We start from the raw sequence: 24,209 nt of genomic DNA on the forward strand, positions 1-24,209 counted from the left end.
CCATGGCAGGACTAAGCACCACGCATGTCCGTGGCCTCCCGCCTGCGCCTCGCGAGCGTGACCACCAGCAAGCGCTCCGCTCCAGTGCGTTACGGCGGCGCCCTGCTCATCGCGGGCTGCGCGATCGCGCTGAAGCTCTCCTTTCACTGGCTGCTGGGGGACGAGGCGCCCTTCATCCTCTATTTTCCAGCGGTGGTGGCGGGCGCCTGGTTCGGGGGCCTCGACGGCGGCCTCGTCGTGACCGCGGCTTGCTCGGCCTTTGTCTGGTATTTCTACTTCACGCCCCATCGCTCGTTCGCGCCTCCCCCCCTCCACAGCACGGTCCAGCTCGGCACATTCATCGCCTCCTCCTTGATGTGCTCGCTCATGGCCGAGCATCTGCACCGGGCCAGGCGGCTCGCCGTGCGCAGCGCGGAGCGGCTCCGGATCGCGCAGGACCACTCGCTCGACGGGTTCGTGACGCTCTGGGCCGTCCGCGACGCGCCGGGGAGGATCGTGGACTTCCGGTGGGATTACGTGAACCCGGCCGCGGCCAGGATGCTCGAGCGCGCGTCGGAGGGCCTGCTGGGGAAGGGTCTTCTCCAGACGCTGCCGGGCGACAGCACCAAGCACGAGGTCTTCGAGCGGTGCGCGCGCGTGGTCGAGACGGGCGAGCCCGTCGACGTCGAGCTGCCCTGGGGGGAGGCGGATCGCCGCCGCTGGTTCCGGATCATGATCGTGAAGCTCCATGACGGGATCGCCGTCCACTTCAGCGACATCACGGGGCGCAAGCGGGCGGACGAGGAGCGCGCGGCGCTCTTCGCGAGCGAGCGCCGCGCGCGCGCCCAGGCCGAGGAGGCCAATCGGCTGAAGGACGAGTTCCTGGCGACGGTCTCCCACGAGCTGCGGACTCCGCTCAACGCGATCCTCGGCTGGTCGCACCTCCTCCAGGCGAGGAGCGCCGCGGCCGAGGCGGCCGAGCAGCGCGCGCGCGGGCTCGCGGCCATCGAGCGCAACGCCCGGTGTCAGGCGCGGCTCATCGAGGATATCCTCGACGTGTCCCGGATCATCACAGGGAAGGTGCGGCTCGAGCGCCAGCTCGTCGACCTCGACGCGGTCATCGGGGCCGCGGTCGAGTCGCTGCGCCCCGCGGCCGACGCCAAGGGGGTGGCGCTCGAGCTCGCCGTCGCCGCGGGCGGCGCCCGGGTCGTCGGCGACGCCACGCGCCTCCAGCAGGTGTGCTGGAACCTCGTCTCCAACGCCATCAAGTTCACGCCGGCAGGCGGGGTCGTCGGCGTCTCGATCGCGCAGCGGGGCGCGGATCTCCGCGTCGAGGTCAGCGACACCGGGCAAGGCATCCGCCCCGAATTCCTGCCGTTCGTCTTCGATCGTTTCAGCCAGGCCGACAGCTCCACGACGCGCCGCCACGGCGGGCTCGGGCTCGGGCTCGCCATCGTGCGCCACCTGGTCGAGCTGCACGGCGGGAGCGTCTCGGCCCGCAGCGAGGGCGAGGGAAAGGGCGCGACGTTCGAGGTCGCGCTGCCGGTCGCCGGCCCGGCGCAGCTGGAGCGCCACGGCCTGCGCGACGGCGAAGGCGGTGCCGACGTCGCGCGCGCGTCGCCAGGAGCGCTGGAGAGGCCGCTCGACGGGCTCCGCGTCCTCGTTGTCGACGACGAGGCCGACGCCGGCGAGGTCGCCGGCGCGATGCTCCGGGAGCTCGGCGTCGAGCCGCGGGTGGCGCGCTCGGCCGAGGAGGCGCTCCGCGCGCTCGTGGAGTTCTGTCCCGACATCCTCGTCTCGGACCTCGGGATGCCCTTCGAGGACGGCTTCTCCCTGATGCGCAAGGTGCGGGCGCTCCCGCCGGACGCGGGCGGAGGCATTCCGGCGGTCGCGGTCACGGCCTACGCGCGGAGCGAGGACCGCCAGCGGGCGCTCGCGGCCGGCTTCCAGGCATACCTCGCGAAGCCGATCAGCGCGGCGGATCTCGCCGATGTCGTGAGGGACCTCGCCGTGCGCTTGCCCTCCATGCCTGCCCGGGCGCGCCCTCTTGCGCCGTGAGGCGGCGGGGCGGCCTCGCCCTCGAGGTCTCCGGAACATCGACGCAGGGTGACGTCCAGCAAGACAGAAGGCTTGAGGAGCTTCATGGGCGCTCCTCCAAGTGCATGAGCTCCTTTCCGCCGGGGCGCATCCGGCCCACACTGCCGCCATGCGCGACGACGACACAGCTCGGCTCACCGCCAGGACCCTGGCTCACTACGACGATCACGCGCTGTCGTTCTGGGAGGGCACCCGGGATCACGACGTCTCCCAGAACCGCGCCGCGCTGCTCGCGGCGCTGGAGGGGGCGGGCCCGTTCACGATCCTCGATCTCGGCTGCGGCCCGGGGCGCGACCTCGCGGCGTTCCGCGCCGCGGGGCACACGCCGGTAGGGCTCGACGGGTCCGCGCGGTTCGTCGAGATGGCGCGGCGGCACGCGGGCTGCGAGGTGCTCCACCAGGACTTCCTGCGCCTCGATCTCGGGGCCGAGCGCTTCGACGGGATCTTCGCCAACGCGTCGCTGTTCCACGTGCCGAGCGGCGAGCTGCCGCGCGTGCTCCGCGAGCTCCACGCCGCGCTCCGCCCGCGCGGCGTCCTCTTCACGTCCAACCCGCGCGGCGACGACCGCGAGGGGTGGTCGGGCGATCGCTACGGCTGCTACTGGTCGCTCGAGCGGTGGCGAGAGCACCTGACCGCGGCGGGGTTCGAGGAGGTCGACCATTACTACCGGCCGGCAGGCCTGCCCCGCGCACAGCAGCCCTGGCTCGCGACGGTGTGGCGCAAGCGCTGAGCCCCCTCCCCGCGGTCCAGTGACGCTGCAGGCGGCGCCGAGCTCCGCAATGCGCTTGACTTCCAACAAGGCACCTGAATGCCCTTCCCTCGCCACCGCAGGTCCGGTCAAACCGCTGGAGATTACGGCGCTTGACGGCGGCCGCCAGCAACTGTCGCGCTCGCTTGCCCGCGCTGATAACGTGTCAGATGCGTAAGGAAGCAGGGTGCCAGCTCACGACGACCTGGGACCAACTACACGGTACAAGGTGCCTGGATCTGCCCCCGAGGCGCACCATGTAGTTTCCGTACGCGCCACTCGAACGACACGGAGGCGCGATGAACACAAGAATCCCTGTCATCGACATCGGTCCCTTTGACGGCGGCGAGGGGGACAGGCGCCAGGTGGCGCAGGCCGTTGAGCGGGCTTGCCGCGATCTCGGCTTCCTCGTGGTCGTCGGGCACGGGGTTCCGCAGCAGCTCATCGACAGCGGTCACGCGGCGGCTCGGGCGTTCTTCGATCTGGAGCTCGAGACGAAGCGCAGGTACGAGCCCGCGCCGGGGACGTTCCTCGGCTACCGGGGCATCGGGTCGGAGGGGCTCTCGTACTCTCGCGACGACGAGGCGCCTGTCGATCTGAAGGAGTCGTTCACCATCGGGCGCATCGACACGTCGGACGACCCGTATTTCACGTCGCCGCAGGGCCGGATGTGGTTCCAGTCCAACGTGTGGCCGGCCGAGGTGGCGGCGCTCCGTGAGCTGTGGCCGGCGCTCTACCGCGCGCTCGACGGCGTCTCGGTCCGCCTGATGCGCATCTTCGCGGCGGCGCTCGGTCTGCCGCTCCACTTCTTCGACGACAAGATCGACAAGAGCGTCAGCGCCCTGCGCGCGCTCAACTACCCGGAGCTCACGAGGGCACCCCTCCCGGGCCAGCTCCGCGCGGGCGCGCACACGGACTACGGCAGCCTCACGCTGGTCAGCATGCAGGACGCGCCCGGCGGGCTGGAGGTGCACCGCGGCGGCGACGAGTGGGAGGCCGTCACGGCGCCTCCCAGCGCCTTCGTGGTGAACCTCGGGGATCTCATGGAGCAGTGGACCAACGACACCTGGCGCTCGACGCTCCACCGGGTCGCCGCGCCGCCGCCGGACGCGACGGGCACGCGCCGGCAATCCCTCGTCTTCTTCCACCAGCCCAACTACGACGCGGAGATCGTGCCGATCCCGGCCTGCTGCAGCGCCGACCGGCCCCCCCGGTACGCGCGCACCACGTCGGGCGAGCACTTCATCATGAAGCTCACGAAGGCCGGGACCGTCACGTCGAGCTGACCCGCCTGCCGCGGCGCCCGCGCTCCGGCGGCGATCACACCGGGCGCGGCTGCGCCTTCTGCGCGCCGTCCCTCATGCACGCCACGAGCGCCTGCCGCAGGTTGCCGAGGGTCCGGATGCCGCGGAGATCGATGCCGAGCGACACGATCGTGTGGGCGACATCGGACCTCAGCCCGACCACGAAGCTCTGCGCGCCGAGCAGCTGAACGGCGCGGACGATCTGGATGACATGGCTGGCCGTCATCGAGTCGACCACCTCGACCCCGGTGAGATCGAGGATCGCGTACCGGCAGCCGCGGCGCACGACGGCCTCCAGCAGCGCATCCATCATCTGCGCCGCACGCTGGCTGTCCACGATCCCGAACACCGGCATCGTCAGCACGCCGTCCCACACCTCGATGATCGGCGTCGACAGGAGCCGTATCGCCTCCTGCTGCCGCCCGACGAGCTCGAGCTGCTGGCGCAGCGCCTCCTCGGCCCGCTTGCGCTCGGCGTTCTCGCGCTGGAGCCCGTCATAGAGCATCGCGTTCTCGACCGAGATGGCCGCCTGCTTCGCCAGCAGATCGAGGATCGCGAGCCGGTCCGCCGTGAAGGCCCCCTTCGCGAGGTCGTTCTCCAGGTAGAGGACGCCGACGAGCGACGTGGACCTCATGATGGGCATGCAGAGCACGGATCTCGCCTGCCGGCGCGCGAAGTACTCGTCCGAGGAATAGGTGCTGTCGGCGGACGCGTCGTCCAGGATCACGTGCTCTCGCGCGCGCCTGACATAGGCGATAAGGGACATCGGGAGCGCGGAGGCCGGCAGCGCCTCGCCCTCCTCGAGCTCCTCGATCTCGACCGTGCCTTGCTCTCCCTCGGTGCGCGCGACCAGCGTGATCCGGTCCTCCTGGACGAGCAGGAACCTGCAGCGCTGGGCCGCCGCGTGCTCGACGACCACCCGGAGGAGGTTCGTGAGGAGCCGGTCGAGGACGATCTCGCCCGAGATCGACTGGAGCGCCCTCACGACGACCACGGCGTCGATGAGCCGGCTGCGGCTCTCGGAGGCCGGCAGGATCGAGATGGGCACGCTCTGCCCCAGCAGATCCGGGTAGCGCTCCTCGAGCCGGCTCACGAGCAGGGCCGCTCCCCAGCGCGCGTAGCAGTCCCGCGCCCCCTTGAGGTGCGCGCCGAACGCGGCGGTCATGCCGCGATCGAGGTAGAACCGCGCGGCGACCTCGGAGCAGACGCCCTCGTCCTGCGCGAACCCGCTGTCCCTGGCCGAGCAGATGGCGCGGTCGTAGAGCCGCATGGCCTCGAGATCGCGGCCCTCGATCCGCGCGATCTCGGCGAGCACGAGCGCGTGCTTCTGGGCGAAGTTCTCCGGGCAGTTCTCCGCGAACCGCCGGAGCCTCTCCTCGTGGCCCGCCAGCGCCTCGCGCTGCTCCCTGCGCGCCTGCTCGCCGTCGCCGCCGGAGCACGCCGCCGCGACGGTCAGGGCCGCGTAGAAGTGGTGATCGGGGCCGGTCGGCTGGAGATCCTCCGCCCACTCGAGCTCCTTCGCCGCCGCGGCGGACCGGGACGCCCCGTCGAGGTCGCCGAGGAGGAAGTGCGCGGCGAGCCGCAGCACGTGGTACCAGAGGGCCGCGAGCGGCGAGCGCCCGTCGGCGAGCTTCGCCTCGAACTCCGCCTGATCGAAGGCGGCGCCGTCCCAGGTCGAGGGCGTCTCCGCGCGGCCCCGCAGGACCTCGATGAAGCGCCGGATGGCCACGAGGCAGTGCTCGACCATGACGAACCTCGAGATCCGCGCCGCCTCGATCCGCGCCTCGTTCGTGCGGTAGACGTCCTCCAGGGGCTCTCCCCGGAGGAGCGACCACGCGACGACCTGCAGGCTGTTGAAGGCCATGAAGATCAGGTTCCCGGACTCGGCGCTCGCGTCGAGCGCGCCGCGCAGGACCTCGAGGCTCTTGCGGGCGCTCTGCGTCCAGGGCGAGACCATGCCCCCGAAGATGTTGCCCGCGACGCCCCGCCAGTACGCCGAGCCGCGCCGCTCGGCGAGCTCATGGCCGAGCTTGCTGAAGCGGTGGGCGCCCCGGTAATCGCCGAACCGCTGCGCGAGCGCCATGCCCGACGCGCAGTACGCCAGCGCCGAGGCGTCGGCGTTGCCGTGCGCGATGCTGAGCAGGACCATCCAGGCGGTCGTCAGGTGAGCGACGTTCGGGTCCATGAACCAGGACGCGACGTAGGTCACGGCGAGCGTGCTCATCGTGGCCTGCCGCTCCGGGTCGGTCATCGGCGGCAGCTCGAGCAGCGCCTCGACGGGCCTGTCGCCGAGCGCGCGCCAGATCTGCTCGAAGGCGGCAGAGACGGCCGCGTCCTCGGGGCGGGCGGGCACGTCGATGCCCAGCACGTTCAGGGTCTCGAGGATGCACGGCATCGTGTCGGGGCTGAACCGGCTCGTGCGGATCTCGATCTTCAGGCGATGGACGGGCGCCTTGTGGAGCAGCGTCGTCGCGTGCTCGAGCAGCACGTCCGAGAGCCGCTCCGCCTCGTCGAGGTCGCCGTTCTGCTGCTCGCACTCGGCGCGCTCGAAGTGGAGCGCGTACGCCAGCTCGTGCTGCGTCGCCCAGGCGTCGTCGGCGAGCATCGCGATGCCGGCCGCCAGGTAGTCGGAGGCCGACCTGTGCGCGGCGGAGGCCTTCGCCTTCCGCCCTGCCTCGAGGTTCAGGCGGGCGACGCGCTCGCGCTCATCCCGGGAGCGGATCAGGGGCGCGCCGAGGTTCAGGTGGCCCACGACGTCGAACACGTCGCGCTGCGCCCTGCCGGCCGCGGCGAGGCGCCGCCCGATCTCGAGGTGGACCGCCGGGCGCTCGCTCTCCTGGAGGAGCGAGTAGGCGACCTCGCGCACGCGGTCGTGCAGGAACCGGCAGGTGCTCGCCCCGAGCGCGACGAACCCCTCTCTCGCGGCCTCCCGGAGGCGCTCGCGGACCTCGCCCGGGGGCGTGTCGGCGGCCAGCGCCAGGGCGTCGATGTCGAGCTCGGCGCCGAGGCACGCGCCGAGCTTCAGCGCCGCCTGGACCTCGCCGGGCAGCCGCTTGAGCTTCCCGAGCAAGAGGTCGGCCGAGTCGTCGGCGAGCCCGCGCTGATCGATCTCGCGGAGGTCCCATCGCCACGCGCCCGCCTCGCGGTCGAGGCGCAGGAGGCCGTCGTTCTGCAGCGAGGAGAGCAGCTGCGTCGCGAAGAACGGGTTGCCGCCGGTCTTGTCGTGCACCCTGTCGGCGAGCGGAGCGGACCGCTGCGCGTCGCAGCGGAGCGCGTCGGCCACCAGCGCCCGCGTGTCCTCGCGCGAGAGCGGCCCGAGCGGGAGCGGGTGGATCTCCACGCCCGCGGCCACGATCTCGTCGAGCGCCGCGGCGAGGGGGTGGGAGCGGCCGACCTCGCCGTCGCGGTAAGCGCCGACGACGAGGAGGTAGCGCGTGTGCGGGTGCGTGAGCAACTGCTGGAGCAGCCTGATGCTGCCGGTGTCCGCCCACTGCAGGTCGTCCAGGAACAGCACGAGGGGGTGCTCGCGCCTCGCCAGCACGCTGATGAACTGCTGAAACGTCCTGATGAAGCGGTTCTGCCCCACGCCGACCGGCAAAGGCTCGACGGGGGGTTGCTTGCCGATGATGAGCTCGACCTGCGGGATGACGTCGATGATGAGCTGACCGTGGCTGCCGAGCGCCTCCTGCATGAGCTTGCGCCAGGCGTCGAGCCGCGCCTCGCTCTCCGTCAGCAGCCGCCGGACGAGCCCGCCGAGCTGCTGGGCGAGCGTGGCGTAGGGGATGCTCCGCTTGTACTGCTCGAACTTCCCCGCGACGAACGCGCCGCGGGCCTGGAGGGCGGGGCGCTCGAGCTCCTTGACCAGCGAGGACTTCCCGATCCCGGAGCTCCCCGTCACCAGCGCGAGCGCCGGAGTCCCGGTCGATGCCGTCTGCTCGAAGCGCTGGAGCAGCGCCGCGACCTCGCCGTCACGGCCGTAGATCTTCCGCGGGATCTGGAGCCGCTCGCCGATGTCCCTGGCGCCGAGCTGGAACGGGTCGATCGGGCGATCGCGGCTCACCGCGTCGAGGCACCGCCCGAGATCGTACGCCAGCCCGCGGGCGGTCTGATACCGCTCCTCCGGGGTCTTGGCGAGGAGCTTCAAGACGATCTCCGACACCATCGCGGGGACCGCCGGCGCCGCCTCGGTGAGCGGGCGCGGCCGCCTGGCGACGTGGCAGTGGATCCACTCGAGCAGATCGTCGGCCCTGAACGGCGGGGCGCCGGTGAGCATCTCGTGGAAGATCGCGCCGAGCGAGTAGAGATCGGAGCGGTGATCGACTGGCCGGTTCGTGCGCCCGGTCATCTCCGGAGAGATGTAAGGGAGGAGATCAGGCTGCGAGAGCGCCTGGGCGGCGATCTGCTCCAGCTCCTGATCGCTGTCCGGAGGGGCGATGAGGCAGACGCCCTCGTCGCCTTCCTCGGCGCGGATGCTCAGGGGAGAGAGCTGCGCGTGGACGATCCCGGCGTCGTGAAGGTCCGCGAGAGAGAGCGAGAGGCGCACGCCAAGCCCCAGGAAGCGCTCCGTGTCCATGGGGATCTCGAGCGGCGCCCCGGGCTGGGGGGCGCCGGCGTCGCGCGAGAGCGGGTGCACCTTCGACAAGACCAACGGAGGCTCCTTTCTGGATGCCTGCCACGAGCGGAGGAGGGCCTCTGGCCGGCTGCAGACACGCCAGCGCGGCGCGGCAGCAACGTAGCTCGATCCACATCTCGTTGAACATCAATTGCGTTCTGCTGGACGGAGGGTGCGGTGATCGGGTGGGCGCGAGCGGCGGTGTCCGCGGTCAGCGCGCCGTGATCGCGTGCGGACGGGCGGCGGGCAGGCGAGCGGCCGGGCCGCGCGCGACCACCGGGGCCAGGGCGACGATCACGAGGACCAGGGCCACGACGAGGACGAGCCCGCCGCGCAGGGTGAGGCCGTCGGAGAGGAGGCCGATGGCCGGCGGCCCCACGAGGAAGCCGCCGTAGGACATGGTGGCGAGCGTGGCGAGCGCCTTGCCGGGCGCCACGTCGGGGGCGCTCGCGCCAGCGCGGAAGACCAGCGGCACCACGACCGACAGGCCGGCGCCCACGCACCCGAAGCCCAGCATCATGGCGAGCGGGACGTTCACGAGCAGCGCCGCGCCCAGCCCGCCGGCCACCAGGAGCCCGGCCCCGCGCACGAGCCGCTGGGCGCCGAAGCGCTGGGTCAGCCCGTCGCCGGAGAACCGCCCGAGGAGCATCGCGAGCGAGAACACGGCGTAGCCTGTCGCCGCCACGGCCGCGGTGGTGTGGAGCTCGTCGCGGAGGTAGACGGCCGACCAGTTGGCCATGGCGCCCTCGCCCACGGACGAGCAGAACGCGACGAGGCCGAGCAGGACGAGCTGGGTCGAGCGGCTCGGCCCGGCGGCGCCCGCGGCCGCGGGGGTCGGGCGCGCGTCGGCGGAGAGCGCCCCGCCCGCGGCGGTGACGGCCGCGGCGAGGACGGCGGCGACCGCGACGAGGTGCGCCGCGGGCGACAGCGCCCGGTCGGCCGCGAGCGCCCCGACGCCCGCCCCGATCAGGCCGCCGAGGCTGAACATGCCGTGGAACGAGGCGAGGATGGGCCGGCGGTAGCGCCGCTCGACCTCGACGGACTGGGCGTTCATCGCGACGTCCATGAGGCCGTTGCAGACGCCGAGCAGCAGGAGGGCCGCGACGAGCGCGCCGAAGGACGGCGCGAGCGCGGGCAGGGGCAGCGCGGCGCACAGGAGCACGGCCGAGACGCGGGTGACGCGCCGGCTCCCGAAGCGGACGATGAGCGGCCCGGCGGCGCGGAAGGCCAGCATCGCGCCGCAGGCGAGGCCGAGCAGGGCCAGGCCGAGCACGCCGTCGCGCAGCGCGAGCCGCTCGCGGACCGCGGGGACGCGCGCGGCCCAGGATGCGAAGGCGACGCCGTTCGCCACGAACATGACCGAGACGGCGCGCCGCGCGCGCGCGGCGTCCGCGTCGGGCGTGGCGTCGGGCGCGAGGTCGCAGGCGAGCGCAGGAGCGTGCATCACGGCACCCCCCGCGCCGGCCCGGACGAGGCGCCGGCGCCGGCGCGCCGCTCGAGGAGGGCCGTCCGGAAGACGGGACGGAACGAGAGGAAGGCGCGGAGGGCAGAGAGCTCCCCCGAATTTTCGTGCATAATCGTGAACATCAAGGAAGAATCTTGCAGCTGAACTCGGCCCACGCAAGCGAATTCGTGCATAAACAGGAACGAACGTGCAAAACAACGCAGACAACTCCGGACTGATGGTCGCCGAGCGGCGCCGGCATATTCTCGCGGTGCTGGAACGCGAAGGGAAGGTGGTCGCGGCCGAGCTGAGCCGCTCCTTCGGCGTCTCGGAGGACACGATCCGGCGCGACCTGCGCGAGATGGCGAACGAGGGGCTCCTCCAGCGCGTGCACGGCGGCGGCCTGCCGCTCGCCCGGGTGAACCCGAGCTTCCCCGCGCGCGAGCGGCAGCAGCCGCGCGCGAAGGAGGAGCTCGCGCGGGCGGCGGCCACCTTGATCAAGCGGGGTCAGGTCGTGTTCATCGACAGCGGCACGACCAACGTGGCTGTCGCGCGCCACCTCCCGCGCGATCTCGAGGCGACGATCGCGACCAACAGCCCTCCTGTCGCGATCGCGCTCTCCGAGCACCCGCGCGTCGAGGTGGTGCTGCTCGGCGGGCGCGTGCGCAAGGATCCGCTGGCCGCCGCCGACGCCGTGACCATCGCGGCCGTGCGCCAGATCCGGGCGGATCTCTGCTACCTCGGCGTGTGCACCCTCGACCCGACGTTCGGTATCACCACGGTGGATCTCGACGAGTCGTACGTGAAGCGGGCGATGGTCGAGGCCTCGGCCGAGGTCGTCGCGCTGGCCACCGCGGACAAGCTCGGCACGGCGTCACCGTACGTGGTCGCCCCGCTGAGCGAGCTCACGTGGCTCTTCACGGAGCGCGGCGTGTCGAAGGAGGCGCTCGCGCCCTACCGGGCGGCGGGCGTCACCGTCACGCAGGACATCGAGACGGAGCCGGCCTGAGCTCGCTCTTGCCTGGAGATCGTTTCGCGCGGGTTTGATGAAGACGTCTCTCGTCCTTCGTCTCTCGTCTTCCGTCTTCCGTCTTCCGTCTGTCTTCCCCGTGCGCGTGCGCGCTGACTCCAGGGAATCGCGCACACGCACGCGCACGCGCACGAAGGACGAGCACGGAAGACGGAGTACCAATGTCGGCTGAACACCGCTCTAGCTAGAGCGCCAATCCGATCGAAAATCGTCTCGTTCCAACAGGTCAAGCCGCCTCCCTCAGCCGTCGCGCGATGAGGGCTGAGGCCTTCCGACTACCCACGCTGCAATTCGAGCTCAAACGTGGTCGGGAGCACCCTGCGTGGGCGGCGCTCGCTCGCGATCTACGCCCGGTACACCCACCAGATCCGGAGCACGTGCTCCCGGACGTCACGCGTCATCCGCACGCGGTACGGTCCGACGCGCAGGCGCGCCGTCACGATCAAGTCGTCGGGCATGACGTAGAGCGCGCCCTCACCAGTCTCGGCGAGGCGATAAACGGCAGTGGCGACGCGGTCGGCGTCACGCCATGGGATGCGCTGGAGCGAGTCGATCGCGGTCGGCGTCCAGTCGACGCTCCACTTCATCGTCATCGAGGTCGTCGCGCTTCAAGCATCGCGACGACGTCTTCGTGCGGGATCCAGGGACCGTCGGCGCCAGCTGCCATGGCTGCGCGCTCCTCCTCGGTCTCGGGCTCGTCATCGATGGGCGCAAGGCGGAACGCGCGCATCACGGGGTCCTCCTCCTCGTCAACGGAGGGGGACACGGCGGACGCGGCGCTATCTCGTCGGGGGCTCACACCGGCAGGTTACTACGGCACCCTCGTCGGATCGACGACGTCCGGCATGGAAAATGCGCACGGCGAGCCGGAATGATGGCCCCCAGCCGAGCCGCTCTCGCTCCCACCGCTCCTGCTCGGCGATCGCCTGCTCGGCGGTCGCGAGCCAGCGCGGACCGTAGGACGACCTCGCGTTCTACCGGCTGGAGGAGGCCCGTTCGTTCCCTGCCTGCGCGGTGACCGCATCGCAGAGAAGCTGGAAATCAAGGTACCTCCCGGCGGGCGAGTGCGGCCCATCCTGAAGCGTCTCCTCACCGGAAGAACGGCGACTACAACAACCCTGTGATGAACCCCAGGGCGTCGCAGGGGAGGCCGCCCGTGGAGAGCGCGACATGGGGCTCCAGGCTCGACGCGATCGACTCCGGGTAAACGCCGCTCCCGGGCGCGCGGCAGGTCGGCGCGCCCGCGCTGTCCCGGGAGCAGACCGCGTCGCAATGGCCGAGGAGCGTGAGCCGGCACGTGGGCGACTGCCCGCAGATGCGCTCGAGGGTCTTCACGCTCAGCGCCACGCCGCACTCGTCGATCAGCGCGTTGTCGGCGCAGGCGAACGCGGCCGGCCGGACCGGGTCGAAGAGATCGCCGAACATGATCGCGTCACGGACCGAGTAATCCCGCGCGTCGCTGCCGGGCGCGTCCGCGAGGCCCGGGTGACCGCCGGTCAGGCGGACATCGACGTGCGCGTCCAGCGCGTTCAGCGATTGCAGCAGGCACGCCGTCACCCAGCGCCGCGACGCGGCGTCCGAGAGCGGCGCGGAGGCCCACCGCGGCGCGAGCCCGATCGATCCGTCGAAGGACCGCCGGGAGCCCGCCTCCAGCGTCGCCCCCTCGGGCAGGGCGCAGGCGACCACGCGCGCGGCGAGCTCCCTGCCCTCCTCGCTCGAGAGGAGCACCGAGCCCCCAGCGCCGGTCAACGCCCCCTCCAGCGGCGCCCGCGACAGCGCGCGCAGCGCCTGCTGCGTCGAGGACCTCCAGAAGAAGTCGGGATCCAGGCCGTTCATCACGATGATCCCCTGCTCGGCGACCTGCATCGACTCACCCTCGTCGGCCGGCGCCGCCCCGCACCCGCCCGCAAGCAAGCAGAAACCGATCACCCCAGCAGCATTGACCCGTACGCGAAGCATGACCTGTCCTCCAATTCAGGCGCATCTGCGTGCGCCTCGCACCAGGACCAGGCAAATCACGCGCCGCGCCGGATCGCGCAGCCCACGGCAGGCTCAGCAGGCGCTGTTCTTCGCGCTGGAGCGCGAGGGAACGGCCGCGCCGCGCCACGGCAAGCTCAGCATCAGGCCGCTCCGCCAGGCGGCGCGTCGAGCCGGCGCGCCAGCGCGTCGAACCGCGCGCGCCAGGCCGGATGATCCACCAGCAGGCCGCTGGCCCTGCCCAGGCTCGCGGCGGCGACCTCGGTCGCGCCGAGGTGCAGGGCGGCACGGCCACGCCAGTAGAGGACCTCAAGGAGCTCGTCGGCGAAGAGGAACGGGCCGGCCTCGAGCTCCGCCTCGTCCAGGCCGCCGAGCAGCGCGCGCGGCGCGGCGTCGGCGGCGTCGTCCGACAGGAGGCAGCGCAGCATCAGGAAGCACCCGTGCGCCGCCTTCGCGGACGGCTCCGGAGGGCACGACCCGGCGATCCACGCCAGCAGGCGCCGCGCCTCGCCGAGCTCCCCCCTCGCCGCGAGGATGCGCGCGAGCAGCAGCGAGCACTCCGGCACGGGGCGATCCACGAACCGCTGCTCCAGCGTGTGCGCGCGGCGCGCGAGCGAGAGCGCCTCGTCCTGCTGGTCGCTCCAGTACAGGAGCTCGGCCACGTTGTACGTGGCGACGCGCTCCAGCCACGGGTTGCCGATCTCCCGCGCGAGCGCGATCGCGCGCCGGAGATCCCCGGCGGCGCGCGCGAGATCCTTCTTCAGCGTCCAGAGCACGACGCGGTTCATGATCGCGACGCAGAGGTGCGGCAGGTCCTCGGCGCGCTCGCAGAGGGCGATCGCCTCCTCGGCCCGCTGCTCCGCCTCGGCGAAGCGCCCCGCGTGCGCGAGCTCGGTCGACAGCAGCACCAGCGCGATGATCCGGCTCTCCTCGTCCCCGGCCGACTCCGAGAGCGACGCCCCCTCCGAGAGGAGCGCGATCGCCTCCGCGACCTCGGCCCGCCGCAGGCGCGTGCGCCCCTCGGCCACACGCAGGCGCGCCGAGAGCCGCGGCGAGCCCGCGCGCTCCACGAGCGGCCGCGCCAGCTCGACGCGCGCCGACGACGCCTCGTAGGCGCCCGTCCAGTCGAGCGCCGTGGCCTCCTCGAGCAGGATGTCCGCGCGGAGCTCGCCGTCGGCGAGCTCGAGCGCGGCGGAGAGATCGGCCATGGCCTCCTCGATGAGGTGGAGCCGGTAGCGGATCCTCCCGCGCCCGGCCAGCGCGAGCGCGCGCCGGCGGCGATCCTCCTCGCCGGCGAGCTTGAGCGCGGCGGTGTAGCAGCGCTCCGCCTCGACGTGCCGGTGCCGCGCGGACGCGAGATCCCCGAGCCGGAGGTGCGCGTCGGCCGCCTCCTCCCCCGCCCCGCACGCGCCCGCGTGCCGGGCCAGCGGCTCGAGCTCCTCGGGCCCCGGCCCCGCCGCGAGGTCGCCGGACGGCGCGGCAGGCCCTGCCCGCGGCGCCCCGGACGGCGCGGGAGGGCGCTCGCCCTCGACCCGCGCCCGCCAGAAAGCGAGCGCGTGCCGGTGGATCTGCGCGCGGTGCTCGGGATCGAGCGTCTCGTACACAGCGTCGCGGAAGAGCCCGCTCTGGAACCACCACCGCTCGGCGACGGCCCCGCGCGCGCCGCCGCCGTGCGCCCCGCCGTCGCCCGGCGCCCCGCCGTCGCCCGGCGCCCCGCCGTGCGCCCCGCCGTCGCCCGGCGCGCCACGCCCGATGATGCCCTGCTCGACGAGCACGCCGAGCCCGTAGCCCGCGTCCACCGGCGTGCCGGCGCCGCCGGCCCGATCGACGGCGTCCTGCACCCACTCGAGCTCGGCCCGCGTGAACGACTCGCCGAGCACGGCGCAGAGCCGGGCAAGCGCGGCGATCTCCTGCGGCAGCGCCCCGAGCTGACGCATCGCCAGCCACTGCCACGCCGGGGAGACCGGCAGGCCCTCGAGCGCCCCCGCCTCGACGCAGTAGCCGCCGCCCCCGGGGCTGCGGCGCACGAGCCCGGCCTGCTTGAGCGACCGGATGATCGCGGCGAGGCAACCCGGGTTGCCGCCGGCCCAGCGCGCGAGCCCCCGGAGCACGTCGGCAGGCGGGTACGCCGCCGGGAGGAGCAGCTGCGCCGCGAGCTCCGCAGCGGCGGCCTCATCCAGAGGGGCGAGCGCCACCCGGTCGGCCTGCTGTGTCCGGGCGCCCCACGTGGGGCGAAAACGCTCGAAGCGCGGGTGCGCGACGACCGCAGCCCAGAGCGCCACCCCGGCGCCGTCGAGCGTCGCCACCTCGAGCGCGTCCAGCACGGTGACGTCCGCCCACTGCGCGTCGTCCACGATCACGGCCACGGGCGCGCGGCGCGCGCGGCGGCGCAGCCCCTCGGCGATCGCCCGCGCCACATGGTGGGGCGTCGCGGCGCGCGCGGCACGCTCGGCGCGCGCGACACCGGGGAGCGCCCACCCGAGCGCCGCGGCGACGGACGCGAAGGTCGACGCGCCGATCTCCGGGCCGAGCCGCGCCTCGCAGAACGCCCGCGGGTCGGCCGGCGCGTCGGCGGGCGCGGCGAGGGCGAAGCGCAGGATCTCCCCCGTGTCCCGGCTCGCCTCGCCTGGCAGCGGCTGCGCCGCCCGCACGACGAGCGCCTCGGCGTCCGGGCGCAGGCGCCGCGCCACGGCGGCCGCCTCGGCCGCGACGCGGCTCTTGCCGAGGCCGGCGTCGCCGAGCACGGTGACCAGCGCCGGGCACGCGCCGCTGAACGCCGCGGCGGCGCTCGCCTCGAGCGCCGCGATCGCCTCGCCCCGGCCGACCATCGGCGGCGGCGGGCCGGTCTCCGCCGCCCGCGCGACCCGGGGCGAGGTCGGGGGCGTGGCGGGCTCGCCCTCGGCGAAGGCGCGCTCGAGCTCCTCGGTGAGGGTGACGCCGGACCACGGGGACGCGGGCATCCAGGTCTCCGGGCGATCCACCGCCGCGCCGTACACGGCCGGCGCGCCGCGGTCGCGCGGGCGGATGATCACGCCCGCGAGGTGGAGCGCGGCCCGGGCGCCGTGCCGCTCGACGAGCTCGCGCGCGGCGGAGAGCGCGAGCCGGACCGGGTGCTCGGCGTCGCGGGCCGAGAAGACGGCGACGTAGCGGCGCCCGCGCTGCCGGACGCAGACGCCGCTGCGGCTCGCCAGCGCGGCGATCACGAGCGGCGTGGCGGCGCCTGTCTCCGCGACGAGCACGACCGCCGGCTGGAGCCCCTCGGCGATGAGCCGGCCGCTGGCGCTGGAGGGCGGGCCCGACGCGAGGGTCGCCGAGGACCGGGGGGTCGGCTCGGCGGCCGCTGTCGGCGCGGCGGCGGCGGCCATCGCCGGGACCGGGGCGGCGGCGAGCGGGCACGCCTCCGCGAGCGCGCGCCGGAGCCAGGCCGCGCTCGCGGGCCGGCGGTCGGGCTCCTTGGCGAGGCACGAGAGCACGAGCTCCTCGAGGGCGCCGGGGACCGGCGCGAGCTCGCCCGGCCGCGGCGGTCGGAGCGCGAGGTGCCCGTGCTCGACCGCGCCCGTGTCCCCCACGAACGGCGGCCGCAGCGTGAGCAGCTCGAACAGGATCGCGCCGAAGGCGTAGAGGTCCGTGCGCGCGTCGACGGCGTCCCCGGCGCGGAGCTGCTCGGGGGCCATGTACTCGGGCGTGCCGACGATCGTGCCCCCGCGCGTGATCTCGGCCTCGTCGTCCTGGCGCGACGCGCCGGCGGGCCGCGCCAGGCCGAGGTCGAGCAGCACCGCGCGCGCCGCGCCATCCACGAGGCCCGCGGCGGGCGCGCGAGGCGGCGCGTCGCCCGCTGCGGTCGGCGCGGTCGTTCGGCGCGGCGCGAGCATCACGTTCTCCGGCTTGAGATCGCGGTGGACGACGCCGCGCGCGTGCGCCGCCGCGAGCGCGTCGAGCAGCGCGGCGGCGCGCGCGGCCGCCCAGGCCGGCTCCGGCGGCCCGGGCAGCGCCGCGAGCGTCTCGGCGAGCGTCGCGCCCGGGACCTGGTCCATGGCGAACCAGGGGCGGCCGTCGTCGAGCCGCCCCTCGCCGTGGACCCGCGGGACGTGCGGCGGACCGACGCGCCGGAGCGCGCCCGCCTCGCGCTGGAACCGCGCCTGCACCGCCCCGCCGGAGGAGCGCCCGACCTTGAGGGCCACCTCGAGGCCGTCCGCCTCGCGCCGCGCGGCCCACACGGCGGAGAAGCCGCCCTGGCCGAGCAGGCCGCCCACCCGGAAGCCCGCGACGCGCGGCGGCCCCGGCGCGGGCGCGCGCTCTCCCGCTGACGGCCGCGACGCGCCGTCGCGGGGACAGACGCCCGCCGGTGGGAGCCGGCGGTGGCACAGGGGGCAGCGGGGCACGGGTGGCTCTCTGGAGGGGGCGGTGGGAGATCAGCGCGCCGCCCCATGGTACCGTCGGTCGGTCCGTTCATGGCGAGCGAAGACCCCGACACCCCGAGCGCAGACGCCGACACCCTTCCCGGCGCCCCCGGCACCGACGTCACGGTGCGCACGGTGCTGTCGACGATGGCCGCTCCGTCCCCGCCCGCCGTGATCGTCGGCGGGTTCGCGGTGGCGTCCCTGCCGCCCGGCGCGCGCGCGGGCGAGTACGAGCTCGAGGCGCCGCTCGGCGCGGGCGGCTTCAGCGTGATCTACCGCGCGAGGCACGCGGTCCACGGCACGCTGGCCGCGGTGAAGGTGCTGCACCCCGAGCTCAGCGCGCAGCCGGACGTGGTGGTCCGCTTCCAGCGCGAGGTGGAGACCGTCCGTCGGCTGCGGCACCCCGGCATCGTCGAGGTCTTCGAGCAGGGGCAGCTCGACGACGGGCGGCCCTACTACGCGATGGAGCTGCTCGCCGGGATCAGCCTGGATCAGCACCTCCGGGCCCGCGGCCGCCTGTCGCCCGAGGAGGCGCTCGCGATCCTGGAGCCGCTCTGCGACGCCCTGGAGGCCGCGCACGCCCAGGCCGTCGTGCACCGCGACCTCAAGGCCTCGAACGTGTTCCTGGTGGAGGAAGGGCCGCGCCGGGTCGTGCTGCTCGATTTCGGCGTGGCCAAGCTGCTCGACGCGCCCGGGCCGGAGCTGACCTCCTCGCGGGAGGTCCTCGGGAGCCTCTCGTGCGTGGCCCCCGAGCAGCTCCTCGGCCGCCGCGTGGACGCGCGGGCCGACGTCTACGCGCTCGGCATCCTCGCCTACCGCATGCTCGTCGGCGAGCCGCTCTTCGCCGGGGACCTCGGCGCGCTCGTGCGGCAGCTGCACCTCTTCGCGAGCCCGCCGCGCCCGAGCGCGAAGGCGCGGCTCTCTCCGGCGTTCGACGATGTCCTCCTCCGGGCGGTCGCCAAGGAGCCGGCGGCGCGCCACCCGACGGCCCGCGCGTTCCTCGAGGATTTCCGCTGGTCCCTCGAGGCCTCGCGCGGCGCGGTCGAGGCGCCGCCCGGCGCGCGCGCCCGCCCCGGGGTGGCGGTGCACGCCGAGGTCGGCGCCGCCCCCGAGGCGCTCGACCTGCCGGAAGATCGCCTGCTCGCGGACCTGGAGGCGATCTTGCCGTTCGTGGCCGCCGAGCTCTCGGAGGCCGGGCTGTCCTCCGCGGCCGAGACGGGCAACAGCCTGCTCTTCACGGCCGAGCGCCCCGCCGACGCGGCCGCCGACGCGGTGGCGCGCCGCCGCGTCGTGGACGCGGCGCTCGGGATCTTCCGGCGGCTCGCGGGCCGCCCCGGGCGCGACCCCAGGGTGTACGTGCGCCTGTGCGTCCACGCGGGGGAGATGCTCGTCGGCCCCGCGGGCGAGCTCCTCGGCGGCGCGCTCGCCGAGGTCGCCGGCTGGGCGCCCGAGGGGACCGACGCGGGCGTCTTCGCCTCGCCCGAGGCGATCGCGGGCCTCGAGGTAGCCGCCGGCTCGCCCGCGCACGAGGGGCAGATGCTCGTGCTGGCCAGCGGCGCTACAAGAATGCGCTGACATTGCTGCCTGCGGGGGTCATCAGCAGCTGCCTGCCCGGACCAGCAGCCCGCGCCGAGGTGTCCGGGACGCCGCTCGCCGCGCTCCGCACATGGTAATGTCGTGCAAGTGAACAGCCCCCAGGTCCCCACATCAGGCGCCGATGCGACCACCGTGCTGAAGGTCCGGCCGCGCGAGGTGGCGTTCGGCAAGTTCAGCGTGCAGGTGGTGCGCGGCCCGGATCAGGGCGCCATGACGGTGGCCGAAGCGCCCGAGCTCGCGATCGGCACCGCGGCGGGCAACCACCTGGTCCTGACCGACCCGTCGGTGTCGCGCCATCACTGCATCATCGCCGCGACCCCGAAGGGCTACCTGCTGCGCGACCTCGACAGCACGAACGGCATCACGCTGGGCGGCTTCCGCGTGGAGACGGCGTACCTGACCCCGGGCGCCACGTTCGGCGTGGGCGAGACGCTGCTGCACTTCGACCACCTGGCCGAGGAGGTCCGCGAGCCGCTCGGGGACGCGGTGCTCTCCGGCCGGGTGCTGGGGCAGAGCACGGCGATGCGCCGGCTCTTCGCGATGATCCCGCGGATCGCCGCCTCGGACGCGACGGTGCTCCTCGAGGGCGAGACCGGGGCCGGCAAGGGGCTGCTCGCCGAGGTGCTGCACCAGCAGAGCCCGCGCGCGGGCGGGCCTTTCGTCGTCATCGATTGCGCCTCGATCCCGCCCACGCTCATCGAGGCCGAGCTGTTCGGGCACATGCGGGGCGCCTTCACGGGGGCGCAGCAGGCGCGCGCTGGCGCCTTCGAGGCGGCGCGCGGCGGCACGGTGCTGCTCGACGAGATCGGCGAGCTGCGGCTCGACCTCCAGCCGAAGCTGCTGCGCGCCCTGGAAGAGCGCTCGATCCGCCGCATCGGGAGCCTCGACACCGTCCCGCTCGACGTGCGGATCATCGCGGCCACGAACCGCGACCTCCGGCAGGAGGTCAACCGCGGCACCTTCCGCTCGGATCTCTTCTATCGCCTCAACGTGGTTCGGCTCCGGATGCCTCCGCTGCGCGAGCGGCGGGAGGACATCCCGCTGCTCGTCGCGCACTACTACCGGCAGTTCGCGGACCGGGCGGATCCGCCGGCGGAGCTCGTGGAGCGGCTGGCGCACCACGACTGGCCGGGCAACGTGCGCGAGCTGCGCAGCGCGGTGGAGCGCGCCGTGCTGACCGGCGATCCGGCGGTCGGCGAGGGCGGCGCCGCGCCCCGGGAGGGCGGCGGTGGCGACGAGGAGCCGGCGCTTTGCCCGGAGGACCTCGAGCTCTCGTTCCGCCAGGCCAAGGAGCGCACGGTCGCGCGCTGGGAGCGGGCCTATGTGAAGGCGCTGATCCGGGCGAACGGGGGGAACCTGTCGCACGCCGCGCGCGCCGGCCGGATGGACCGCAACCACCTGCGGGAGCTGCTGCGCCGGCACGGGGTGACGGTGAGCGAGCCGTAGCTCGCCTGCTCCATCCCGTCCGGGGAGCTTGCTAGGGTGTGCGGACCCCCATGACCCCTGACGAACGCGCTCCTCTCCCGCTGCCGGCCCCCGCTCCGCTCACGCCTCCGGAGGGCTTCGCGGATCGCCTCGCGGCGATCGGCGTCACCCTCGACGCCGCGGTGATCGCCAAGCTCGGCGATTACCTCGCGCGCCTGCTCGCGATGAACGAGCTGATGAACCTCACCGCGATCACGGATCCGGTCGAGGTCTGGGAGAAGCACATCCTCGATTCGCTCACGCTCGTGCCCCTCCTGGAGGAGCTGAGCGCGGGGGCGCGGATCGCCGACATCGGCTCCGGCGGGGGCCTCCCCGGCCTTCCGCTCGCCATCGCTCGGCCCGATCTGGAGGTGACCCTGGTGGAGGCGACGCAGAAGAAGGCTTCGTTCCTCGTCGCGGTGGCCGCGGGCCTCGGGCTCACCAACGTGTCGGTGCGCGCCGAGCGCGCCGAGCAGCTCGGCAAGGGGGATCTCCGCGGCGCGTTCGACGCGGTGACGGCGCGCGCGGTGGGGCGCCTGGTCATGCTGATCCCCCTGACCGTGCCTTTCGTGCGGCCCAACGGGATGGTGCTGCTGGTGAAGGGGCAGCGCGCCGAGGAGGAGCTCGCCGAGGCGAGCTGGGTCCTCGGGCGACAGCGGGCCGCCTTCGTGAAGACCGTGGGGACGCCGACGGGGAAGATCGTGATGCTGCGGAAGTCGGGGGAGGAGCCGAAGCGCCATTTCGGGCGGTGATCCCCGGCGGTGTTCCTTTGGACGAGCTCCCGCAGGCCATGGAGTGAGCGCGGCCCCTTCGATGCATCCAATAAGTTGTTGATACAGAGTCACTTTTTCAGGAGGATGTGGATCGCGCAAGGTTTTCTATGTCGACCAGCGCGTGCAGCGTGACTGTACGGTGGGACGGCCGCTACGAGGAGCTCGACTTTCGGATTGCGTTTGGATTTCCTACCCCCCACTCGCAGCCCTGCGCAGTGGGCGAGTCCCATGCGCGGGGCTCATGGCGTGTCGAGACGCATCATCCTACGCCGTCGACCCCTGATACCGTGGGTTCTCCATGAATGTCACCTCCTGTTGTCCGCTTCGCGTGTCCAGCTTGCTGTGGCAGCCGCGCCCTGGCGCACACGCGCTCACGGTGGTCTGCAAGGCGACCTTCGAGCTCCGTCCAGGATCATCGCCGCTCGCCGTGGAGCAGGAGGCACCGTGGGAGAGCGACATCCACCGAGACGACGATCCCGGGCGGAGCCTGTGCGCGGCGAGCGATCTGGCCCCGTTCAAGCGGCGCGCCGACGTGCTGGTGCTCGGGCACGCGCGGCCACCGCGAGGCTCGCAGCCGGCGACGCTCGTGGCGCGCATCGCGGTGGGGACGCTGGACAAGGCGATCGAGGTGCGCGCGGACCGAGGGTGGGCCGCCCTGGGCCTCGGGCCAATCGCGCGGACGTGGCCCGCGCGGACGGAGATGCTCAGGCGGCACGCGCCGACATGGGATCACCACGCGTGGAACTCGAGGCCGTTGCCCGAGGACGTGGATGGTGCGTTCTTCAACGATGCGCCGGTGGATCAGCAGATAACGGAGCTGACGGGCGATGAATGGATCGTGCTCGAGCACCTGCACCCGCGTCATACGCGGATCGAGACGCGGCTCGCGCGGGTCTCCCCGAGCGCCTCGGTGCAGCGGGAGAACGCTGCGCCGCAGGACGTGCGGCTGCGTTGCGACACACTGACCATCGATGCCGACCGAGGCCTCGCGATGCTGGTGTGGCGCGGCGTGGTGGTGCTGTCGCACCCGGCCGAGCAGGGCGTCGTCGCGGTGACGGCGCAGGGGGTGGAGATCGCGGGCGCGCAGGGCGCGACGGCAGAGGTGCCTCCTCGTGAGCGTCCGAGCGCGTCACCGGGCGAGGACCACGAGGACGGCACGGGGACGGTCTGGCTCCAGGCAGACGCAGCAGCCAGGCCGGCGCTGCCGTTCCTGCAAGGCGGGGCGAGCGACGGGGCGCATGACGCTGAGGAGGCGCCCACGACGCTGCCGCGGCAACGGGGCGACGGCGACGAACCGGGCACCGGGACCGTCGTAAACTGGCATATCGAGACCGCGACGGGGCTGACGCCCGTGATGCCGTTCCAGCGTGAGATCCAGGCGCTCGTGGAGCCGGACCCAGAGTCGATCCCGGCGCCTGACGCAGCAGCGGCTGCGGCTCGGGGGCCGAGCGCGTACGCGCCCCTTGGCATCCCGCCGCCGGCGATGCTGCCGCGGATCGCGCCCTGGCCCGAGGGTGAGCGGTCTCCGGTCCATGTGACGCCGGTCGTCGAGAAGCCGGGGTCGATCGGGTCGCCGGCGCGGGCGCCGACGGCGGTCCTCGAGGAGACGCCACCCGAGGCGGGCAGACCGCCGGCCGAGGGCGAGCTTCCGGCGGCACAGCAGGAGCCGGCGCCGGCGAACGTCGAGCTGACGGTCGAGCAATGCGCGACGATCGCGGCGGAGATCGCTGAAGGGAGCGTGGCGCGCGCGAAGGTGCTCGAGCTGCACGGGCTTGATGAGCGGATCTGGCGCGCCAACGAGGCGCGCTGGAACGAGGCTATCAAGGAGGAGAGGGCAAAGGGGCGGCAGGTGCTGCGCGGGGCGTATGACGCGGCGTATGTGGCGAGGGTGGAGGGGTTCCGCGGGGAGATCATGCTGGAGGAGTATGCGCGGATCGTGGTGGGGATCGAGCGGGGGAAGGCGCGGGCGGCGCTGGACGAGCTGCGCATTCAGAGGGAGGCGCTGATGCCGATCGTGCGGCTGTGGACGAAGAGAGCGGCCACGGACATGAGGATGGCAGACAGAGCGGCCGGCGCGCTGCGCGGCGCGAGGAGAACGTGAGCGCTGCGACGCGGCTGGATTGCGAGGCTCAGGCGTCGATGTTCCAGTAGAGCGCGTGGATGACATTCTCCTCATCGAAATCGACATGAAACCTTGGCGGCTCCGTCGACCCGATCTCGATGACCTCGGAGCCGTAAAGATGAACGGTGCGGTGCGGGATGTTCCGCCGCACCAGCTCCTGCTCCAGATCGCCACGTGTGCTCGCGGGATCGAGGAACCATCGAGTGAACCGGAGCCCGGTGAAATCCGCCACCCCCCCGTCGATCTCGAGGAGCAGCAAGCCCTCGAGGTCGAAATGAAGCTGGACCGATCCGTAGAGCCAGCAGACACGATCTTCCGCCAGCACCGTGACCGCGTCGGGCGGTCCGAGCCGCTCCGTCACCTCGTCGCGCGGCATGCGTGGGTATAGCGGGTCGAGGCGTCCACTCCGCAGCACCACCTCGAAGTCCACCTCCACGGTGTGCTCCTGGCGGGGGTCGACGAACGCCTCGGTAGGCAACCCCCATCGGCTCGCGGTGAAGCTGAACGCTTCGTCCAGCGAGGCGAATTGCTCCGGAATCCCTTCCTGCGGCACGATTTCGGGATTCATCGACAGATAGCCGCGCGCCTCCTCGATCTCGTAGAAGGGAGCCCCGCTCGGGTCGACATACCGGCGGATGAACACGAACGTCCCGGAGGCTCTCT

Annotated in this window: 16 protein-coding genes; 8 read left to right on the forward strand and 8 right to left on the reverse strand. The window is 73.3% G+C overall.

Annotated features, from left to right (window positions below; all coding sequences use genetic code 11):
* The first annotated feature begins 24 nt into the window (after positions 1 to 24).
* The 3 genes from WME85_RS24945 to WME85_RS24955 all read left to right on the forward strand — a co-directional run bounded on the left by WME85_RS24945 (position 25) and on the right by WME85_RS24955 (position 4,110).
* Positions 25 to 2,037, forward strand: coding sequence for an ATP-binding protein (locus WME85_RS24945; RefSeq protein WP_437841656.1), 2,013 nt, complete (start codon positions 25 to 27; stop codon positions 2,035 to 2,037).
* Positions 2,038 to 2,185: 148 nt separating this feature from the next.
* On the forward strand, positions 2,186 to 2,806 hold the full coding sequence (locus WME85_RS24950) for a class I SAM-dependent methyltransferase (RefSeq protein ID WP_437311939.1): 621 nt from the start codon (positions 2,186 to 2,188) through the stop codon (positions 2,804 to 2,806).
* 317 nt (positions 2,807 to 3,123) lie between these two features.
* Positions 3,124 to 4,110 carry an isopenicillin N synthase family dioxygenase gene (locus WME85_RS24955; RefSeq protein WP_437841658.1) on the forward strand — a complete coding sequence of 329 codons (987 nt, stop codon included), beginning with the start codon at positions 3,124 to 3,126 and terminating at the stop codon, positions 4,108 to 4,110.
* A gap of 34 nt (positions 4,111 to 4,144) precedes the next feature.
* Here WME85_RS24955 and WME85_RS24960 read toward each other — a convergent pair whose 3' ends face one another.
* From WME85_RS24960 to WME85_RS24970, 3 genes are all read right to left on the reverse strand, one after another.
* Positions 4,145 to 8,776, reverse strand: a complete 4,632-nt coding sequence (locus tag WME85_RS24960) for an AAA family ATPase (RefSeq protein WP_437841660.1) — start codon at positions 8,774 to 8,776, stop codon at positions 4,145 to 4,147.
* A 175-nt stretch (positions 8,777 to 8,951) separates the two neighbouring features.
* Complete coding sequence (locus WME85_RS24965) at positions 8,952 to 10,184, reverse strand: MFS transporter (protein WP_437842355.1); 1,233 nt, start codon at positions 10,182 to 10,184, stop codon at positions 8,952 to 8,954.
* Positions 10,184 to 10,330: a hypothetical protein gene (locus tag WME85_RS24970; RefSeq protein WP_437841663.1), complete on the reverse strand. Its 147-nt coding sequence runs from the start codon at positions 10,328 to 10,330 to the stop codon at positions 10,184 to 10,186. Before WME85_RS24970 ends, WME85_RS24965 begins: the two co-directional genes overlap by 1 nt.
* Positions 10,331 to 10,392: 62 nt before the next feature.
* Here WME85_RS24970 and WME85_RS24975 point away from each other — a divergent pair, with 62 nt between their 5' ends.
* Positions 10,393 to 11,193: a DeoR/GlpR family DNA-binding transcription regulator gene (locus WME85_RS24975; protein WP_437841665.1), complete on the forward strand. Its 801-nt coding sequence runs from the start codon at positions 10,393 to 10,395 to the stop codon at positions 11,191 to 11,193.
* A gap of 365 nt (positions 11,194 to 11,558) precedes the next feature.
* Here the strand turns inward: WME85_RS24975 and WME85_RS24980 are convergent, their stop codons facing one another.
* The 4 genes from WME85_RS24980 to WME85_RS24995 form a co-directional block, all read right to left on the reverse strand.
* Positions 11,559 to 11,807 (reverse strand): type II toxin-antitoxin system RelE family toxin, encoded by a 249-nt coding sequence (locus WME85_RS24980; RefSeq protein WP_437841667.1) that lies wholly within the window; start codon positions 11,805 to 11,807, stop codon positions 11,559 to 11,561.
* Positions 11,804 to 11,947: a hypothetical protein gene (locus tag WME85_RS24985; RefSeq protein WP_437841669.1), complete on the reverse strand. Its 144-nt coding sequence runs from the start codon at positions 11,945 to 11,947 to the stop codon at positions 11,804 to 11,806. Before WME85_RS24985 ends, WME85_RS24980 begins: the two co-directional genes overlap by 4 nt.
* A 374-nt stretch (positions 11,948 to 12,321) precedes the next feature.
* The gene (locus WME85_RS24990; protein WP_437841671.1) at positions 12,322 to 13,173 is read right to left on the reverse strand and encodes a hypothetical protein; all 852 of its coding nucleotides are present in this window, start codon (positions 13,171 to 13,173) and stop codon (positions 12,322 to 12,324) included.
* Between the two features lie 161 nt (positions 13,174 to 13,334).
* The gene (locus WME85_RS24995) at positions 13,335 to 17,573 is read right to left on the reverse strand and encodes a protein kinase domain-containing protein (protein WP_437841673.1); all 4,239 of its coding nucleotides are present in this window, start codon (positions 17,571 to 17,573) and stop codon (positions 13,335 to 13,337) included.
* Positions 17,574 to 17,642: 69 nt separating this feature from the next.
* Between WME85_RS24995 and WME85_RS25000 the strand changes: the two genes are divergently transcribed.
* The 4 genes from WME85_RS25000 to WME85_RS25015 all read left to right on the forward strand — a co-directional run bounded on the left by WME85_RS25000 (position 17,643) and on the right by WME85_RS25015 (position 23,525).
* On the forward strand, positions 17,643 to 19,166 hold the full coding sequence (locus WME85_RS25000; RefSeq protein ID WP_437841676.1) for a serine/threonine-protein kinase: 1,524 nt from the start codon (positions 17,643 to 17,645) through the stop codon (positions 19,164 to 19,166).
* Positions 19,167 to 19,274: 108 nt separating this feature from the next.
* On the forward strand, positions 19,275 to 20,633 hold the full coding sequence (locus WME85_RS25005; protein WP_437841678.1) for a sigma 54-interacting transcriptional regulator: 1,359 nt from the start codon (positions 19,275 to 19,277) through the stop codon (positions 20,631 to 20,633).
* A 50-nt stretch (positions 20,634 to 20,683) separates the two neighbouring features.
* Positions 20,684 to 21,403 (forward strand): 16S rRNA (guanine(527)-N(7))-methyltransferase RsmG, encoded by a 720-nt coding sequence (gene rsmG / locus WME85_RS25010; protein ID WP_437841680.1) that lies wholly within the window; start codon positions 20,684 to 20,686, stop codon positions 21,401 to 21,403.
* Positions 21,404 to 21,752: 349 nt separating this feature from the next.
* The gene (locus WME85_RS25015) at positions 21,753 to 23,525 is read left to right on the forward strand and encodes a DUF2169 domain-containing protein (RefSeq protein ID WP_437841682.1); all 1,773 of its coding nucleotides are present in this window, start codon (positions 21,753 to 21,755) and stop codon (positions 23,523 to 23,525) included.
* Positions 23,526 to 23,553: 28 nt separating this feature from the next.
* Here the strand turns inward: WME85_RS25015 and WME85_RS25020 are convergent, their stop codons facing one another.
* The gene (locus tag WME85_RS25020; RefSeq protein ID WP_437841684.1) at positions 23,554 to 24,189 is read right to left on the reverse strand and encodes a hypothetical protein; all 636 of its coding nucleotides are present in this window, start codon (positions 24,187 to 24,189) and stop codon (positions 23,554 to 23,556) included.
* Positions 24,190 to 24,209: the final 20 nt, after the last annotated feature.

The organism is Sorangium sp. So ce1153 (assembly GCF_051521595.1).
Lineage (GTDB): Bacteria > Myxococcota_A > Polyangia > Polyangiales > Polyangiaceae > Sorangium.

Excerpts from the sequence above, each read along its gene's own strand:
- WME85_RS24945 (WP_437841656.1), top strand. The coding sequence starts at position 25 with ATGTCCGTGGCCTCCCGCCTGCGCCTCGCGAGCGTGACCACCAGCAAG.
- WME85_RS24950 (WP_437311939.1), top strand. The coding sequence starts at position 2,186 with ATGCGCGACGACGACACAGCTCGGCTCACCGCCAGGACCCTGGCTCAC.
- WME85_RS24955 (WP_437841658.1), top strand. The coding sequence starts at position 3,124 with ATGAACACAAGAATCCCTGTCATCGACATCGGTCCCTTTGACGGCGGC.
- WME85_RS24965 (WP_437842355.1), bottom strand. The coding sequence starts at position 10,184 with ATGCACGCTCCTGCGCTCGCCTGCGACCTCGCGCCCGACGCCACGCCC.
- WME85_RS24980 (WP_437841667.1), bottom strand. The coding sequence starts at position 11,807 with ATGACGATGAAGTGGAGCGTCGACTGGACGCCGACCGCGATCGACTCG.
- WME85_RS24990 (WP_437841671.1), bottom strand. The coding sequence starts at position 13,173 with ATGCTTCGCGTACGGGTCAATGCTGCTGGGGTGATCGGTTTCTGCTTG.
- WME85_RS25000 (WP_437841676.1), top strand. The coding sequence starts at position 17,643 with ATGGCGAGCGAAGACCCCGACACCCCGAGCGCAGACGCCGACACCCTT.
- rsmG (WP_437841680.1), top strand. The coding sequence starts at position 20,684 with ATGACCCCTGACGAACGCGCTCCTCTCCCGCTGCCGGCCCCCGCTCCG.